This is a genomic window from Janthinobacterium psychrotolerans (assembly GCF_001677885.1).
Lineage (GTDB): Bacteria > Pseudomonadota > Gammaproteobacteria > Burkholderiales > Burkholderiaceae_D > Janthinobacterium > Janthinobacterium psychrotolerans.
The window spans coordinates 31986-47366 of the sequence record NZ_LOCQ01000055.1; the positions used below are offsets into that span (position 1 = coordinate 31986).

Consider the following 15381-nt stretch of genomic DNA (forward strand, 5'->3'; position numbering starts at 1 on the left):
TAGGGCCGTAATCCGACAACACCACAGGAGCCAACAAGGTTGTCGGGTTACGCGCGGAGCGCTAACCCGACCTACGCGACCCACCCGACATCGGAAGTTCAGGCGTCATTTGCAGCTGCGCAGTTCCTGTTCCTCGAACTGCGCGGTGATGGCGGCCAGCCGCGCCCGCGTGGCCGCGTCGAGGTCGCGGAACTGGTAGGCGACCTGCTTGCTGGCGCTGTAGCGCGGCGCCACGCGGGCGCTGTGCACGCCCTGTTTGTTGAGCGACGCCAGCTGGCTTTGCGCGCTCGTCTCCGACTTGAACACACCCAGTGATATGCCCCAGCGCTGCGGGCTGCCGTCGCCCATGATGAAGTAATTGCTCACGCCCAGCTGCTTGAGTTCGGCCGCCTTGCGCTCGGCGCCTTCCTTGCTGCCTTGCGGCGGAATAAACACCATATAACTGGAAATATCCTGGCCGGCCACGTTGCGGCGCGACTGGCGCTCGCCCAGCGCCAAAGGTTCCAGCTTCGCTTCGAACTTGCGTGCGTCGGCCAGCACGAAATTGCCCACTTCGGTGCAGGCGTAGAGCTGTGGCCTGGCTGGCGCCGGCGCCGCCGGTGTTGCAGCTTCGGGGGGCGCGCTCGCCTGGGCCTGCGTCAGCAGCGTGATTTTCTCGGCATGCAGCTGGTTTTTCAGGCGCGCCGGTTCGCGCGTTTCGGTCCGGAAGCTGCCCAGGTAGCCCTGGCCGATGGCCAGCACCAGCAGGTTGATGGCCGCCAGCAGCCAGAAGACGAATTTCAGCATGGTTGTGTTCCTTGCGCGCGGTTTGCCCGGGCCGCCGTCTGCAGGCCGAGCATGACGATATTGTCCACCAGTTGAAACGGCAGCGCCAGCGCTGGCGCGATACGCGGCGCGGCGCCACCGGACAGCAAACAGCTGTGCGCGCCATGCATGCGCACGGCGCGCTCGATGGCGCCGGTTTGCGCGGCCAGGCAGCCCGACAGGATGGCGTCGTCGGTATTGTCGGCAAAGCCGGCCGGCAGCGGCGCCGTATTGGCGATCTGCGGCAGTTGCGCCGTATTGCGCGCCAGCGAACTGGCCATCAGGCCCAGTCCCGGCAGTATCATGCCGCCCAAAAACACGCCGTCGGCGGTGATGGCGTCGATGGTGGTGGCGGTGCCGCAGTTGGCGACGATCACGGCCTGGCCCGGCGCCAGTGCGCGCGCGCCGATGGCGGCGGCAAAGCGGTCGCAGCCCAGCTGGGCCGGATTGCGGTAGCCGTTGGTTACGCCGGCCAGCTGCGGCAGCGACACAAAATCATGCACCGCCACCATGGCGGGCAGCATGGCGCGCAGCCGTGCTGCCATCGCGCCGCCGGCCACGTTCGACAGCAGCGCCCCGCTGATCGTCAAGGCCGCCCACTGCGCGGCCAGGCTGTCCAGTTGCGCATGCGCGACGGCGCCGCTGGCATGCCAGTCGCCGAGCCTGGCCGTTGGCGACACCAGCGCCCATTTGATGCGGGTATTGCCCGCGTCGATCAGCAGCATGCGCTCACTCCTGCGCCAGGCGCAACGATACGTCGCCGGACATGATGTCGACCCGGCCGGCGTCGGTTGCCAGCTGCAGCCGGCCCAGCTGGTCGACGCCGATGGCCACGCCTTGCCGCAGCAGCTGGCCGTCGTCAAGAATTTTCACCTGCCGGTCCTGCCAGGCGTGCAGGGCGTTCCAGCGCTGCGCAAACGGCGCAAAGCCGGTGTCGTCGAATTCGGCCAGCACGCCGGCCAGCCGGCTGAGCAAGGCGGCGACCAGGGCGTTGCGTTCCATTTGTGCCAGCCACGGCACGGCCGACACGCTGCGCCCGATCCGCTGTTCCAGCGCGTCGGGCATGGTCAGGTTGATGCCGCAGCCGATCACGGCCCATACGCCGCCGTCTTGCGCCTGCTGGGTTTCGACCAGGATGCCGGCCAGCTTGCTGCCGTCCTTGATCAGGTCATTCGGCCATTTGAGCTGTACCGGCACGCCCAGCGCGCCCATGGTTTCGGCCAGCGCCACGCCGACGGCCAGCGGCAATCCCACCAGCGCAGGCAGCGGACCCTTGAAGCGCCAGGCCAGCGAGAACATCAGGCTGGCGTCGGCCTGCGACAGCCAGGGCCGGCCCGCGCGGCCACGCCCGGCCGTTTGCTGGCCGGCGATGCGCAAGGTGGGCCCAGCCAGCTGCGCGCAGCGCGCCAGCAGGTCGGCGTTGGTCGAGCCGGTTTCGTCGACCACTTCGATGGCCACATGGGTGGCGCCGGTGGCGCACAGGGCGGCAATCGCCGCGCCCTTCAGGTCAGAATGCAAGGTCATGGCAGTGGCTGCTGGTGCGCCGCAGGGTGGCGGGCTTTGTGGGGGGCGCTGGCAAACGCCAGGTCATAGACCGCGTTGGGCAACAGGCGCAGCAGCTTGGCCACCACGCCCATCTGCCACGGGATCACGCGGTAGCTGTCGCCGTCGCCAATGGCGCGCGCGGCGCGCCGCGCAAAGGCGTCGGCCGGCATCAAAAACGGCATGCGGTAGGCATTGTGGCGCGTCATGGGGGTATCGATATAGCCGGGCGTGATGGTGACAACCCTGATGCCGGCCGGTTTCAATTCCAGGCGCAGCGATTCGCAGTAGCTGATCACGGCCGCCTTCGAGGCGCTGTAGGCTTCGGCGCCGGGCAGGCCGCGGATGCCGGCCACGCTGGCAATGCCGACCAGGCGTCCATGACCCTGGCGTTTCATGGCGGCGATAAACGGCGCGAAGGTGGCCACGGTGGCGTTGACGTTAATCGCCATGACCTGCGCAAACACCGCCAGGTCTTCGGCGTGTTCGGTCAGGGTGCCGACCGACACGCCGGCGCTGGCGATGACCACGTCGATGCGCCCGGCATGGGCCAGGAAATCGTCGGCGGCGCTGCTGAGCGCCGCGTGGTCGCCAACATCGACGGCGTAGGCGCGGTGCAGCTCGGGCCGGGGCAGGGAGGCGATCAGCTCGTCGAGCGCCTCGCCACGGCGCGCCAGCAAGCCCAATTGCGCGCCTGCGCCGGCATACTGGCGCGCCAGCGCGGCGCCCAGGCCGCTCGACGCGCCGGTGATAAAGACAGTCTGCATCAGGTGATGCTCATGCTTACTTCTTTTCCGCTTTGGCTTTGGCCACCAGTACGTCCATCACCGTCAGGGCCTGGGCGTTCAGCTGCTCTTCGTTTTTCGCCGACTTGCTGCCCTGGTCGGCCTGCGATGGCGACGTGATGTAGCGGCCATCGATGGCGATCATCGGCCAGAAGGTGACGTTATAGCCTTGCATCATGGCGTCGGCGCGGCGCACGCGGGCCGCAATGCCCATCGAGCGGTAAGTGTCGATGAATTTCTGGCGGTCGACACCCTGCTTGGCGACGAAGTCGAAGACGGCCTCGTCGCTATTGAGGCGGTTGCGCTCCACATGCATGGCGTGGAAGACCTTGAGGTGCAGCTGGTCCAGCAGGCCCATCGCCTGCAGGGTAAAGAACAGGCGCTGCTGCGGCGCCACGCTCTCGTCGCGCGACACATGGACGCGCTTGAAGACGATATTGTCGCCCTGCTTCTTGACCCAGGCCGCCAGTTGCGGTTCGAGCACATTGCAATGCGGGCAGTAATAGGCGAAAAATTCCGTCACCTCGATCTTCTTGCCCGACTCGGTCGGCTGCGCCGCGGCCAGGGTTTCATATTCGACGCCGTTTTTCGGCTCGGCCGGCGAGGCCTGGGCGAAGGCGGCGGCGCCGCACAGGGCGGCGGCAAACAATACTTGGTTCAGAAAACGCATGCTGCTTCCTTGTTTTGATGACGCATTTGGACTTATTTCGAGTTGCGGACCACGGCGACATCGACGCCGTTTTCGGACAGTTTGCTGCGCGCGCGGTTCATCGCCTCGACCTGGTTGAACGGGCCGACACGCACGCGGTGCAGCACGCCGGCGTCGGTGCTGCGGTCGCTGATGGCCGCTTCAAAACCCAGGAGCGCCAGTTTGCCGCGCGTGCTTTCGGCGTCCGCCATGTCATGGAAGGCGCCAGCCTGCAGATAATAAATCCATTTGTCGCTGGCTGCATCGGCCTTCGCTTGCGCCGGCGGCGCCGCTGGCGCCGTTGCGGCGGCCGGCGCGGCAGGGCTGGCCTTGGGCGCCGGCTTGTCCTTCAGGGTGCCGATCAGTTCCTGCAGCGCGTCCGGCGGTGGCGGACGTGGCGTGGTCGGTGGCGCGGCCGGCGCCGTGATCTGGCCCGGCAAGGCCAGTTCGCGTGGCTCTTTCGAGAAATCGCGCGCCGCTTCCCGCGCCGCTTCCTTGTTGCCATACATCGGCTTGTTCGGATCGGCGATCTGGCCGGCGGTCGGCTCGGTCGACTTGCCGGCCTTGCCCGACTTGTCGGTGAACGGCGAGTTGCCTTTGGAGATCACCAGCGCCACCACCACGGCGATGCCCAGGCCGACCACCAGGCCGATGATGATGCCGACCAGGGTATTACCTTGCTGGCGGCGGTTGGACGTGAAGCGGGAAGCTTGATTCATGAAGATTCAGACCTTTGCATTTACATTTTGCTTGGCGCGGATACGCCAATCAGGGCCAGGCCGTTGCGCAGCACCTGGCGCGCGGCCAGTACCAGCGCCAGGCGGGCCATTTTCACGGCCTCGTCCTCGACCAGCACTTTTTCCGCGAAATAAAAGCTGTGCAGGTTGGCGGCCAGGTCGCGCAGGTAGAACGCCACCTGGTGCGGTCCCAGTTCGGCTTGCGCGCGCGCCAGCATTTCCGGGTAGGCCGCCAGGGTCGCCAGCAAGGTCGCTTCGGTCGGCGCCGTCAATGCCGACAAATCGGCGCCGGCGATGGTGGCTTCGTCGCCACCCCAGTTTTCCAGGATGCGGCAGATGCGCGCATGCGCGTACTGCACATAATAGACCGGGTTTTCATCGGTGGTCTTCAGCGCCACGTCGACGTCGAACACGAACTCGGTATCGGCCTTGCGCGAGATCAGGAAGAAACGCACGGCGTCGCGGCCCTTGTCGATATCGCCGCCGCCCGACCATTCGATCAGGTCGCGCACCGTGACGTAGGAGCCGGCGCGTTTCGAGATCTTGACCTCTTCGCCGTCCTTCATGACGGTGACCATCTTGTGCAGCACGTAGTCGGGGTAGCCTTGCGGGATGCCCATGTCGAGCGCCTGCAGGCCGGCGCGCACGCGCGCGATGGTGCCGTGGTGATCGCTGCCCTGGATATTGATCGCCTGCACGAAACCGCGCTGCCATTTCACCAGGTGGTAGGCCACGTCCGGCACGAAGTAGGTGTAGGTGCCGTCGCTCTTGCGCATCACGCGGTCCTTGTCGTCCGCGTAGTCGGTGGTGCGCAGCCACAGCGCGCCGTCCTGTTCGTAGGTGTGGCCGGCCTTGACCAGGGTTTCGACGGCGCGGTTGACCTTGCCGTCCTGGTACAGCGACGATTCGAGGTAGTAATTGTCGAACTTCACGCCAAAGGCCTGCAGGTCGATGTCCTGCTCGTTGCGCAGGTACGTCACGGCAAACGGGCGGATCGAATCGATGTCCTCGATGTCGCCATTCGCGGTGGCAGGCATGCCATCGCTGGCCGAGACGGTTTTGCCGGCCTTGAATTCCGCCGCGATTTCACTGATGTAGTCGCCGTTGTAGGCCGACTCGGGCCATTCGGCGTCGCCGGGCTTGTAGCCGCGCGCGCGCGCCTGCACCGAATTGGCCAGGGTCTGGATCTGCACGCCGGCGTCGTTGTAGTAGAACTCGCGCGTCACCTGATAGCCTTGCGCGTCGAACAGCGACGACAGGGCGTCGCCCAGCGCCGCCTGGCGGCCGTGGCCCACGTGCAGGGGACCGGTCGGGTTGGCCGAGACGAATTCCAGGATCACCTGCTTGCCGGCGCCCGCCGTGCTGCGGCCATAATGGGCGCCTTCGCTCAAAATAGTATTGACCACCGCCTGCTTGGCGGCGTTCGACACACGCACATTGATGAAGCCGGGGCCGGCGATGTCCACCGCCTCGATCAGGCCCTTGCCGGCCGGGTTGGCCAGCACGGCCGTGACGATGGTCTGCGCCAGTTCGCGCGGGTTTTGCTTGAGCTGCTTGGCCAGCTGCATGGCGATATTGCAGGCGATGTCGCCGTGCGATGCGTCGCGTGGTCGCTCCAGCACCACGGACGGCGTCAGCGACGTGCCGGCCAGGACGGGAGTGAGGGCGGCCTGGAACAGGGCGATGATTTCTTGTTTCTGTTGGGCGAGCATGAGCAGGATGGCGGCGAAACCGCGTTAAGATTGAACAGGATGGACCAGAATGCAAAACGGACGACGGTCGATGCCGTCGCCCGGACTGCGGTAATTATACTGGTTTGCCGGCGGGAACAATACGCCGCAGGGCAGGGGAGCGTCGTGTTCATTGGTGCATGAAAACATCAACCTGGCCAGTTCCAGTTATATATATGCACTTTTTTACAGCGAATTGCCCGGATCGTTGCAATCGATTGGTGCAGAGGCCCGGACAAACGCTACAATCGTCCCTTTATGATGACGCGCGACCGTGAGGTTTCCGCCGCGCGCAGCCACACCGGATAATTTATGAACAAGCGCCCCACGCTGAAACTGACACCCAGGCCAGCGCCTGCCGCCGCGTCCGCCGCCTCGCCGGTAGCCGCAAAATTGCGTCCCAGCTACCATCCCGACGTCAAACCGGTGCTGCAACCGGGCTTCCAGCCCGACCTGCGCGCCGACTCGCTGGCTTTTTGCCTGCTGGGCGCGGCCAATGCCGTGGCCCAGGTGCGCAGCGGCACGGCCCTGCCGCAGGCGCTGGCCAAGGTATTCACGCAATCGAACGCCAGCGCGCAGGCGCGCGGCGCGATCCAGGATATTTCCTATCGCACCATGCGCCAGCTGGGCCGCAGCGACACCCTGGTCGGCCTGATGACCTCCAAGGCGCCCGAACCGCCGATGCTGGCCGCGCTGCTGTGCTGCGCGCTGTCCTTGATGTCGCCGGAACCGGGCGAGCAGCCGTATGAGGAATTCACGGTGGTCGACCAGGCCGTCACGGTAGCCACCTCGCACCCGGACCTGGCGCACGCCAAGGGCATGGTCAACGCCGTGCTGCGCCGTTTCCTGCGCGAACGCAAGGTATTGCTGGCAGCGGCCCTGCAGCAGCCGCTGGCGCAATGGAATTATCCGCAGTGGTGGATCGACGCGCTGCGCGTGGCCTATCCGCGCGACTGGCAGGCCATTTTAACGGCCGGCAACGCCGTGCCGCCGTTGACCCTGCGCGTGAACCGCCGCAAGAGCACGGTGGAAGCGTATCTGGCGCTATTGCAGGACGCCGGCATCGCCGCGCGCCAGGTCGGGCCGTTTGCCGTGCGCCTGGACAAGCCGATCGGCGTGGCCTTGATCCCCGGCTTCGAGCAGGGCGTGGTCTCGGTGCAGGACGCCGGCGCGCAGCTGGCCGCGCCGCTGCTCGACTTGCAGGACGGCATGCGCGTGCTCGACGCCTGCGCCGCGCCCGGCGGCAAGACCTGCCATATCCTGGAACTGGCCGACGTGCACGTCACTGCCATCGACGCCGACGCCAAGCGCTTGCCGCGCATCGCCGAAAACCTCGAGCGCCTGGGCCTGGACGCCACCTTGAAGGCGCAGGACGCGCAATCGAACGCCTGGTGGGACGGCCAGCAGTACGACCGCATCCTGGCCGACGTGCCGTGCACGGCCTCGGGCATCGTGCGCCGCCACCCGGACATCCGCTGGCTGCGCCGCAAGGGCGACGCCTTGCAACTTGCAACACTTTCCTCGAAAATTCTGGACAATCTGTGGCAGATGCTGCGCCCCGATGGTAAATTGTTGTTCGTGACTTGTTCGTTGTGGCCGCAAGAGTCCGAAGCACAAGCGGCAGCATTTGCGGTGCGCAATAACGCGACCCGTTTGACAGCCCCTGGCCAGCTGTTGCCGACCGGCAGCGCGGAACAGGACCATGACGGTTTGTTCTATGCGCTATTTCAAAAAAATGCGGCTTGAGCGCTACCTCGCCCCTTTTTCCACGGATACGACCGGCACGCTTGTGACATTTTTCCGCCTCCTGACCCTGCTGCTGATGCTGGCATGCCTGACGCCCCGCGCGCACGCCGCCGATGTGGTCGAGATCACGCGCGCGTATATCGAGGCGAGCGACGAGGGCTACAAGCTGGCGGCCAGTTATTCCTTCGACCTCAATCACGACCTCGACGACGCCGTGCAGCATGGCGTGCCGCTGTTTTTCACCACCGAAATCGAACTGACCCGGCCGCGCTGGTACTGGTTCGATGAAAAAGCCATTGTTGCGCGCCAGACCAGCCGGCTGTCGTACAACGTGCTCACGCGCCAGTATCACGTGTCGCTGGGCGGCCTGCAGCAAAGCTTTGCCTCGCTCGACGATGCGCTGTTCCTGATCCGGCGGCCCAGCCGCTGGCTGGTGGCGGCGCGCGGCGCGCTGAAAGTGGGGCAGACCTATAACGTCACCTTGCGCATGGGCATGGACCGCGACTACCTGCCCAAGCCGATCCAGGTCAACGCCTTCAACAACAGCGACTGGCGCCTGGCTTCGAACAAAAAAACCTTCTTGTATACGGCGGAGTAGTGACCCAGGCATTGCGCTATCTGCTGGTGGTGGGCGGCGGCATCGTCAGCATCCTGTTGTTCCTGCTGGCGTCGGCGTCCGACAATACCGGCTTCTTCGACCGCTATTACACCTGGCTGCTGGGCCTGAACGCGGCCGTCGCCGTGTCGCTGCTGGCGCTGGTCGGCATTTCGCTGGCGCGCCTGTATGCGCGCTACAAGAGCGGCAAGTTCGGCTCGAAGCTGATGATGCGCCTGGTGATGCTGTTTGCCGCCGTCGGCATCCTGCCCGGCCTGGTGATCTTTCTCGTTTCCGTGCAGTTTGTCTCGCACTCGATCGAATCGTGGTTCAACGTCAAGATCGAAGCGGCGCTCGAGTCCGGCCTGGAACTGGGCCGCGCCGGCCTCGATGCGGCGCTGGTCGAACTCGACCAGCGTGGCAAGAAGGCCGTCAACGAATTGCGCAGCGACCCGGTGACCGGCCCGGCGGTGCTGACCAGCTTGCTGCGCGAAGAGGGCATGCAGAGCGTGATGGTGGTCAGCGGCGATGGCGTGCTGCTGGCCAGCGCCGGCCCGCACAGCGGCGCCGACCTGCCGACGGCGGCCATGCTGGCGCAGGCCGCCACCCCGGCCGGCTATGCCTCGGCCGAAGGCGGCGCCGAATTGCATGACGACAGCATGGAGTCGGGCGGTGGCGGCACGCGCGCCGGGCCGTCGTCATCGTCGTCGTCGCTGGACGCGGCCGCCAGCCTGCGCCTGCGCGTGCTGGTGGCAGTGCCGGGGCCGTCCGTCTCGCCGCGCTATCTGCAGCTGCTCAAGTCGGTGCCGCCCAAGCTGGCCACCAATGGCGAGATGCTGCGCGCCGCCTACAGCGAATACAAGGAACGCTTTGTCGCGCGCGTGGGCCTGCGCAAGATGTACATGGAAATTCTCACCTTGACCTTGCTGCTGGCCATTTTCGGCGCCATCGGCAGCGCCTTCCTGATCGCCAGCAACCTGGCCCAGCCGCTGCTGCTGCTGGCCGAAGGCACGCAGGCAGTGGCCCAGGGCGACTTGTCGCCGCGCCCCATCGTCGCCTCGCGCGATGAACTCGGCACCCTGACGCAGTCGTTCAATATCATGACGCGCCAGTTGCTCGACGCGCGCACGGCGGTCGAAAGCAACCGCGCCGCCCTGCAAAACGCCAAGGCCCACCTCGAATCGGTGCTGGCCAATATGTCGGCCGGCGTGATGGTGCTCGATGGCGACTTCAAGCTCGTCACCTGCAATGAATCGGTCGAGCGCATCTTGCAGCACGCGGGGGTGACCATGGTGGGCCAGCCCCTGACCGGCATTTCCGGCATTGAAGAGTTTGGCACGGCCATCGTCAGCGCCTTTTCGGCGCAGAGCGCGCAATCGGCGTCGGGGCGCAATGCGCAGCGCCTGCACTGGCAGCGCCAGATCGAAATTCCGCGCCGCCTGGGCAGCAGCGCCGATGAGCACGACATCACCTTGCTGGCGCGCGGTTCGCGCCTGCCGCTCGAATCGGGCAGCGGCTACATCGTCGTGTTCGATGATATATCCGACGTCATCTCGGCCCAGCGTTCGATCGCCTGGGGCGAGGTGGCGCGCCGCCTGGCGCATGAGATCAAGAACCCGCTCACGCCGATCCAGTTGTCGGCCGAGCGCCTGCAGATGAAGCTCGAAGGCAAGCTGGAGCAGGCTGACGCCGACCTGCTGGGCCGCGCCACCGGCACCATCGTCAAGCAGGTCGACGCCATGAAGCGCATGGTGGACGACTTCCGCGACTACGCGCGCACGCCGCCGGCGGTGCTCACGCCACTGCGCCTGAACGAGCTGATCGAGGAGATACTGCAGCTCTATCTCGGTGGCGACGACGGCGACATCATCCACCCGCTGCTGGCGCCCAATTTGCCGATGGTGATGGGCGATCCGACCCAGTTGCGCCAGGTCATCCACAACCTGCTGCAAAATGCACAGGACGCCATGGCCGATTTGCCGGAGGGCACTCCCCATCCCCGCATTGACGTACGCACCGAAGCAATTCATTATCGCAGTGCGGACGGTGGCGTGAATGTCGCCGTGCGCATGGCCATCACCGATAACGGCCCCGGTTTCGCACCGAAAATCCTGGCGCGTGCGTTCGAACCGTATGTCACCTCCAAGGCGCGCGGCACCGGCCTGGGCCTGGCGATGGTGAAGAAAATCATCGATGAGCACGGCGGGCGCATCGATATCGAGAACCGCGTCGACAGCAGTGGCGCTTCGGTCGTCATTTTGCTGTTAAAGTTAGCTCCCGGCGTAATCGCCTAGTATTTAGTTGGCGAAAGCGTCTGGTTTAGTATTTAAAACACTAATAAAATCATAGTTGTCCGCCGTGTGCCGTTTGGGCGCCCGGGGCGGCGAAATGAGGAAGGCAAGACACGAATGGCAAACATACTCGTAGTGGATGATGAAATGGGTATCCGTGAGTTGCTCTCGGAGATACTGGGCGACGAAGGCCATGCAATCCAGCTGGCTGAAAATGCGCAGCAGGCGCGCGAAGCCCGCGCCGCCGGCGCGCCTGACCTGGTGCTGCTGGACATCTGGATGCCCGATACCGACGGCGTGACCCTGCTCAAGGAGTGGCAGCGCGATGGCTTGCTGACCATGCCGGTGATCATGATGTCGGGCCACGCCACGATCGATACGGCGGTCGAAGCGACGCGCATCGGTGCGCTCAACTTCCTGGAAAAACCGATCGCCCTGCAAAAACTGTTGAAGGCCGTGCAGCAGGGGCTGACGCGCGCCCAGGAAACCGCGCGGGCACCAGCGGCCGCACCGCGTCCGGTGGCGCCCGCGCCGGTTGAAGAAAGCAGCCATCTGGTGCCGAGCTTTGGCGGCAGCGCGCCGCAGCAGATGATGGTGCGCCCCGGCATCGCCGCGCCGGTCCAGGCCGAAGGCCATGGCTACAACCTGTCGTTCGACCTGCCGCTGCGCGAGGCGCGCGACGCCTTCGAGCGCATGTATTTCGAGCACCACCTGGGCCGCGAAGGCGGCAGCATGACCCGCGTGGCGGAAAAGACGGGGCTCGAACGCACCCATCTTTACCGCAAGCTCAAGCAATTGGGCGTGGAGCCGGGCAAGCTGGCCAAGAAAAACCTGTGACCGCAGTGGCGCGGCCGTTGACGCCGCTGACCCTGGTCAGCGGCGGCCGCGCCAGCGAACGCGAGGCCGCCATCGCGCAAGCCTTGCCGCCGCGGCAGCCGAATGCCGTGATCCTCGAAGGCTTGGCTGACGGCAACGCCATCCTGGCCGATCTGGCCGAACACCTTTCCCCTCCCGCCTCCCTGCAAGTGCTGCGCATCGCGCCCGGTTGCCTGTGCTGCAGCGGCAATCTCGTATTGCGTGTAACATTGAATCGTCTTCTGCGCCATCCGCCCGCCCATCTGTTCATCAGCCTGGCCGACGCCACGCATATCGAACAGCTGCGCAGCTGGCTGTGCGCCAGTCCCTATGATGCCTGGCTGGCGCTGGAGCCTGAGCTGATTGTTACTCCTTGAAGCGTTGTTGCCGTAGACGTCCTGATCGCAGTTTGCATCTCGTTACAACTACTTTCCCTGCAGAGCGGGATCGCGCTTGAAATGACATGGCCTGGTCCCCACCTCTGTTCTGAAACCGCAGGAGTTCCTCCTGCTTGAGCGAAGGACGCACAATGAACCTGATCTATAACAGCGAGCAATATAGCGTCGTCGAATTCGGCGCCGATGGCAATCTCGAAGCGCTGCGCTTTGGCGGTTACGAAATCGTCGACAAGGGTGGCAAGCGCGAAACCTTTATCGCCGGGGTGCTGGCGCAACATTTCCGGCGCGATGTCAGCGAACTGATCGCCAGCGAGCCAAGCATGGAAGAGATCGATGAGTTTCTCGGCAGCTACGACTCCCTGATGAGCCAGCCCGTGCTGCTGCATTGATGCCCGGCGGTATGGTGGCGCAAGCCGCCATACCCATTCCCCTGACGGCATGGTAAGGTGGCCGGGTTACCTTGCCGCAAACTTATCATGTGCCAACTTCTCGGAATGAATTGCAATGTCCCCACCGACATTGTGTTTAGCTTTACCGGCTTCGCCATGCGCGGCGGCCAGACCGATACCCACCACGACGGCTGGGGCATCGCCTTTTTCGAAGGTGCCGGCGTGCGCCATTTCGTCGATCACCAGGCGGCCATCGCCTCGCCGGTGGCCGAACTGATCAAACGCTATCCGATCAAGTCGCGCAATGTGATTGCGCATATCCGCAAGGCCACGCAAGGCCAGGTGGCGCTGGAGAACTGCCATCCTTTCGTGCGCGAACTGTGGGGCCGCTACTGGGTGTTTGCCCATAATGGCGACCTGAAGGAATTCAATCCCGTGCTGAGCGGCAGCTATCGTCCGGTCGGCTGCACCGACAGCGAGCGGGCCTTCTGCTACCTGCTGCAGGAGCTGCATGCACGCTTCGGCGACGCGCCGCCAGGCTTGCCGCAGCTGCATCTGGCGCTGGCCGAGCTGCTGCCTGCCATCGCCGCCCACGGCACCTTCAACATGATGCTGTTGAGCGGCGAGGCGCTGTTTGCCCATTGCTCGACCAGTTTGCATTATCTGGTGCGACAGCATCCGTTCCCAACTGCTAAACTGTCCGACGAAGACCTCAGCGTGGACTTTTCCCAGGTCACCACGCCGCAGGACCGGGTGGCCGTGATCGTCACGCAGCCGCTGACAACCAACGAACAATGGACGGCGTTCGCGCCTGGTGAGTTGAAGTTGTTTGTCGACGGTGCGGTACAAGAAGCGCCGGCCACTTGATTTGTTGACGACAATAGCGTGCAATGCTGCCAAAATAGCCAACAGCGTGGGCAGAATTGATTTAGAGTATAGTCAATAGTGAACCATGACGCAGGCGTGGCGCCGCCAGTGTCACTCGACGTGATTGATGAAGATTTAATGATCGATATTTCCAGCAACGACATCACCCCCAAGCCCTTGCGCGTGCGCGAGTTCTATCTGGGGCGACAGCCCATCCTCGACCGCAACCAGGCCCTGTTCGGCTATGAGTTGTTATTTCGCAACGCTCCGGTCGGGCCTGCCAATATCACCAGCGACCTGTCGGCCACCGCCACCGTGATTGCCCATGCTTCGCAGCTGGGCATGGAAAAAGTGGTGGGCGACGCCCTCGGTTTCGTCAATGTCGACGCCGATGTGATCATGAGCGACATCTTCAGTTTCCTGCCGCGCGAAAAGGTGGTACTGGAAATTGTCGAAACCATGCAGGTCACGCCGGAATTGCGCGCGCGCATCAGCGAACTGGCCGGCCACGGTTTCACGTTTGCGCTGGAAAACGTGGTGGCCGATACGGTGCAAGTGCAGCAACTGCTGCCGCTGGTGCAATACGTCAAGATGGACATGCGCTCCATCGCGCCGGCGGACCTGGCCAGCCTGGCGCTGCGCTTCAAGCGCGAGCAGAAAAAGCTGGTGGCCGAAAAAGTCGAAACGCGCGAAGAATTCAAGTCCACGCTGGACCTCGGTTTCGATTATTTCCAAGGCTATTACTTTGCCAAGCCGGCCATCATGACGGGCAAGAAGCTGTCGCCGTCGCAACTGGCCGTGATGGAACTGATGACCCTGGTGACCTCGGACGCCGACAATATGGACATCGAGCGCGCCATCAAGCGCGACGTGTCGCTGGCGCTGAACCTGCTGCGCCTGGTCAATACGCCGGCCGTCGGCGCGCGCCAGCGCATCGATTCGCTGAGCCAGGCCGTCAGCGTGCTGGGCCGTCGCCAGCTGCAGCGCTGGCTGCAAATCATGCTGTATGCGGAACCAAGCAAGCGCGGCCACAGCATGACGCCGCTGCTGATGCTGGCCACCACGCGCGGCCGCCTGCTCGAACTGCTGGCCCATAAGCTGCGCCCGAACCACGCGCATTCCGGCGATATCGCCTTTACGGTCGGCATCATGTCGCTGATGGACACCCTGTTCGCCGTGCCGATGGCCGATATCCTGAGCCAGATCGAAGTGATCGACGAAGTGTCGGAAGCGCTGCTGTCGCGCGGCGGCTTCTATGGCGATCTGCTGCGCCTGGCCGAATGCATTGAAAGCATCGACGACTTGGAAGGCGAAATCGTGCCGACCCTGCGCGAGCTGGCGATGTCGCCGGACGACCTGGTCGAACTGGAAATGGCCGCTTTCGAGTGGAGCGACAAAGTTGTGAGGTACGCACTGTAGGTTGGATTAGGCCCGCAGGGCCGTAATCCGACAACATTGTTGGCGCTGCCAGTGGTGGCGTCGGATTACGGCCTCATGGTCCGTAATCCGACCTACCTGGCCAACACGGCCCATCCCACTCACGCCGCCTTGCCCGGCCGGTGCTTGTGCAGCTCGGGATCGGTGCGCAGTTCCCACAGGGCCAGCACCACCACGGCGACGCCGACGATCAGGTAGTTCCACAGGACGGGACCCTGGTCGGCCAGGCGCAGCACCCATGGCGACACCGCCACCCATACCCCCACCAGCAGGTTGACGACGACGGCCCAGAAATAGGTCTTGTACAAGTCAAACGCCGCCAGTACCGCGATCACCAGCCCCGAAATGAGGGCGTTGACCAGCTGCGGCGAGCCTTGCGCATAGCCCAGGGCCCAGGGCGAAACGATCAGCCACAGCCCCAGCAGCAGGATCACCTGGTCCTGCCAGCGTTTCAGTTTGAATTGCGTTGCCATAATGCCTCCCCGGAAGATACCGGCGCCCCCAGGCGCCCGCATAC

General features: G+C 64.5%; 16 protein-coding genes. 8 read left to right on the forward strand and 8 right to left on the reverse strand.

The genetic code is table 11. The features are described from left to right. Positions 1-105: 105 nt before the first annotated feature. From ASR47_RS13005 to argS, 7 genes are read right to left on the reverse strand one after another with little or no spacing between them, the layout of a single operon-like run. Entirely contained in the window at positions 106-786 is a 681-nt protein-coding gene (locus ASR47_RS13005) for an SPOR domain-containing protein (RefSeq protein ID WP_065308214.1), read from the reverse strand. After that, entirely contained in the window at positions 780-1529 is a 750-nt protein-coding gene (locus ASR47_RS13010; protein WP_065308215.1) for a type III pantothenate kinase, read from the reverse strand. The genes ASR47_RS13005 and ASR47_RS13010 overlap by 7 nt, the downstream gene beginning before the upstream one ends. A gap of 4 nt (positions 1530-1533) precedes the next feature. Beyond that, positions 1534-2328, reverse strand: coding sequence for a biotin--[acetyl-CoA-carboxylase] ligase (locus ASR47_RS13015; protein ID WP_065308216.1), 795 nt, complete (start codon positions 2326-2328; stop codon positions 1534-1536). Continuing rightward, on the reverse strand, positions 2325-3113 hold the full coding sequence (locus tag ASR47_RS13020; RefSeq protein WP_065308217.1) for an SDR family oxidoreductase: 789 nt from the start codon (positions 3111-3113) through the stop codon (positions 2325-2327). Before ASR47_RS13020 ends, ASR47_RS13015 begins: the two co-directional genes overlap by 4 nt. A gap of 16 nt (positions 3114-3129) precedes the next feature. Further along, a complete protein-coding gene (locus ASR47_RS13025; protein ID WP_065308218.1) occupies positions 3130-3801 on the reverse strand; it encodes a thiol:disulfide interchange protein DsbA/DsbL in 672 nt (223 codons plus the stop codon). A gap of 32 nt (positions 3802-3833) precedes the next feature. Continuing rightward, positions 3834-4538, reverse strand: coding sequence for an SPOR domain-containing protein (locus tag ASR47_RS13030; RefSeq protein ID WP_065308219.1), 705 nt, complete (start codon positions 4536-4538; stop codon positions 3834-3836). A 20-nt stretch (positions 4539-4558) separates the two neighbouring features. Continuing rightward, entirely contained in the window at positions 4559-6268 is a 1710-nt protein-coding gene (gene argS / locus ASR47_RS13035; RefSeq protein WP_065308220.1) for an arginine--tRNA ligase, read from the reverse strand. A 330-nt stretch (positions 6269-6598) separates the two neighbouring features. Between argS and rsmB the strand changes: the two genes are divergently transcribed. From rsmB to ASR47_RS13075, 8 genes are all read left to right on the forward strand, one after another. Further along, positions 6599-8032: a 16S rRNA (cytosine(967)-C(5))-methyltransferase RsmB gene (rsmB, locus tag ASR47_RS13040; RefSeq protein WP_065308221.1), complete on the forward strand. Its 1434-nt coding sequence runs from the start codon at positions 6599-6601 to the stop codon at positions 8030-8032. Next, positions 8004-8630, forward strand: coding sequence for a DUF4390 domain-containing protein (locus ASR47_RS13045; protein ID WP_082988907.1), 627 nt, complete (start codon positions 8004-8006; stop codon positions 8628-8630). The genes rsmB and ASR47_RS13045 overlap by 29 nt, the downstream gene beginning before the upstream one ends. After that, the gene (locus ASR47_RS13050) at positions 8630-10921 is read left to right on the forward strand and encodes a sensor histidine kinase (RefSeq protein ID WP_065308222.1); all 2292 of its coding nucleotides are present in this window, start codon (positions 8630-8632) and stop codon (positions 10919-10921) included. Before ASR47_RS13045 ends, ASR47_RS13050 begins: the two co-directional genes overlap by 1 nt. Before the next feature lie 114 nt (positions 10922-11035). Then, positions 11036-11755 (forward strand): response regulator, encoded by a 720-nt coding sequence (locus ASR47_RS13055; protein WP_065308223.1) that lies wholly within the window; start codon positions 11036-11038, stop codon positions 11753-11755. Next, complete coding sequence (locus ASR47_RS13060; protein ID WP_245714341.1) at positions 11752-12150, forward strand: GTPase; 399 nt, start codon at positions 11752-11754, stop codon at positions 12148-12150. Before ASR47_RS13055 ends, ASR47_RS13060 begins: the two co-directional genes overlap by 4 nt. Before the next feature lie 152 nt (positions 12151-12302). Next, positions 12303-12560 (forward strand): BTH_I0359 family protein, encoded by a 258-nt coding sequence (locus tag ASR47_RS13065; protein ID WP_065308224.1) that lies wholly within the window; start codon positions 12303-12305, stop codon positions 12558-12560. Between the two features lie 87 nt (positions 12561-12647). Then, positions 12648-13427 carry a class II glutamine amidotransferase gene (locus ASR47_RS13070; protein WP_082988908.1) on the forward strand — a complete coding sequence of 260 codons (780 nt, stop codon included), beginning with the start codon at positions 12648-12650 and terminating at the stop codon, positions 13425-13427. A gap of 138 nt (positions 13428-13565) precedes the next feature. After that, entirely contained in the window at positions 13566-14846 is a 1281-nt protein-coding gene (locus tag ASR47_RS13075; protein ID WP_065308226.1) for an EAL and HDOD domain-containing protein, read from the forward strand. A gap of 119 nt (positions 14847-14965) precedes the next feature. On the opposite strand, the gene ASR47_RS13080 is transcribed toward ASR47_RS13075, so the two are convergent. After that, positions 14966-15337, reverse strand: a complete 372-nt coding sequence (locus ASR47_RS13080) for an SPW repeat protein (protein ID WP_082988909.1) — start codon at positions 15335-15337, stop codon at positions 14966-14968. Positions 15338-15381 lie beyond the last annotated feature (44 nt).

Bases quoted from the DNA above. Each gene is read 5' to 3' on its own strand.
- ASR47_RS13005 (WP_065308214.1), bottom strand. From the start codon at position 786: ATGCTGAAATTCGTCTTCTGGCTGCTGGCGGCCATCAACCTGCTGGTG.
- ASR47_RS13010 (WP_065308215.1), bottom strand. From the start codon at position 1,529: ATGCTGCTGATCGACGCGGGCAATACCCGCATCAAATGGGCGCTGGTG.
- ASR47_RS13015 (WP_065308216.1), bottom strand. From the start codon at position 2,328: ATGACCTTGCATTCTGACCTGAAGGGCGCGGCGATTGCCGCCCTGTGC.
- ASR47_RS13020 (WP_065308217.1), bottom strand. From the start codon at position 3,113: ATGCAGACTGTCTTTATCACCGGCGCGTCGAGCGGCCTGGGCGCCGCG.
- ASR47_RS13025 (WP_065308218.1), bottom strand. From the start codon at position 3,801: ATGCGTTTTCTGAACCAAGTATTGTTTGCCGCCGCCCTGTGCGGCGCC.
- ASR47_RS13030 (WP_065308219.1), bottom strand. From the start codon at position 4,538: ATGAATCAAGCTTCCCGCTTCACGTCCAACCGCCGCCAGCAAGGTAAT.
- argS (WP_065308220.1), bottom strand. From the start codon at position 6,268: ATGCTCGCCCAACAGAAACAAGAAATCATCGCCCTGTTCCAGGCCGCC.
- rsmB (WP_065308221.1), top strand. From the start codon at position 6,599: ATGAACAAGCGCCCCACGCTGAAACTGACACCCAGGCCAGCGCCTGCC.
- ASR47_RS13045 (WP_082988907.1), top strand. From the start codon at position 8,004: ATGCGCTATTTCAAAAAAATGCGGCTTGAGCGCTACCTCGCCCCTTTT.
- ASR47_RS13055 (WP_065308223.1), top strand. From the start codon at position 11,036: ATGGCAAACATACTCGTAGTGGATGATGAAATGGGTATCCGTGAGTTG.
- ASR47_RS13065 (WP_065308224.1), top strand. From the start codon at position 12,303: ATGAACCTGATCTATAACAGCGAGCAATATAGCGTCGTCGAATTCGGC.
- ASR47_RS13070 (WP_082988908.1), top strand. From the start codon at position 12,648: ATGTGCCAACTTCTCGGAATGAATTGCAATGTCCCCACCGACATTGTG.
- ASR47_RS13075 (WP_065308226.1), top strand. From the start codon at position 13,566: ATGATCGATATTTCCAGCAACGACATCACCCCCAAGCCCTTGCGCGTG.
- ASR47_RS13080 (WP_082988909.1), bottom strand. From the start codon at position 15,337: ATGGCAACGCAATTCAAACTGAAACGCTGGCAGGACCAGGTGATCCTG.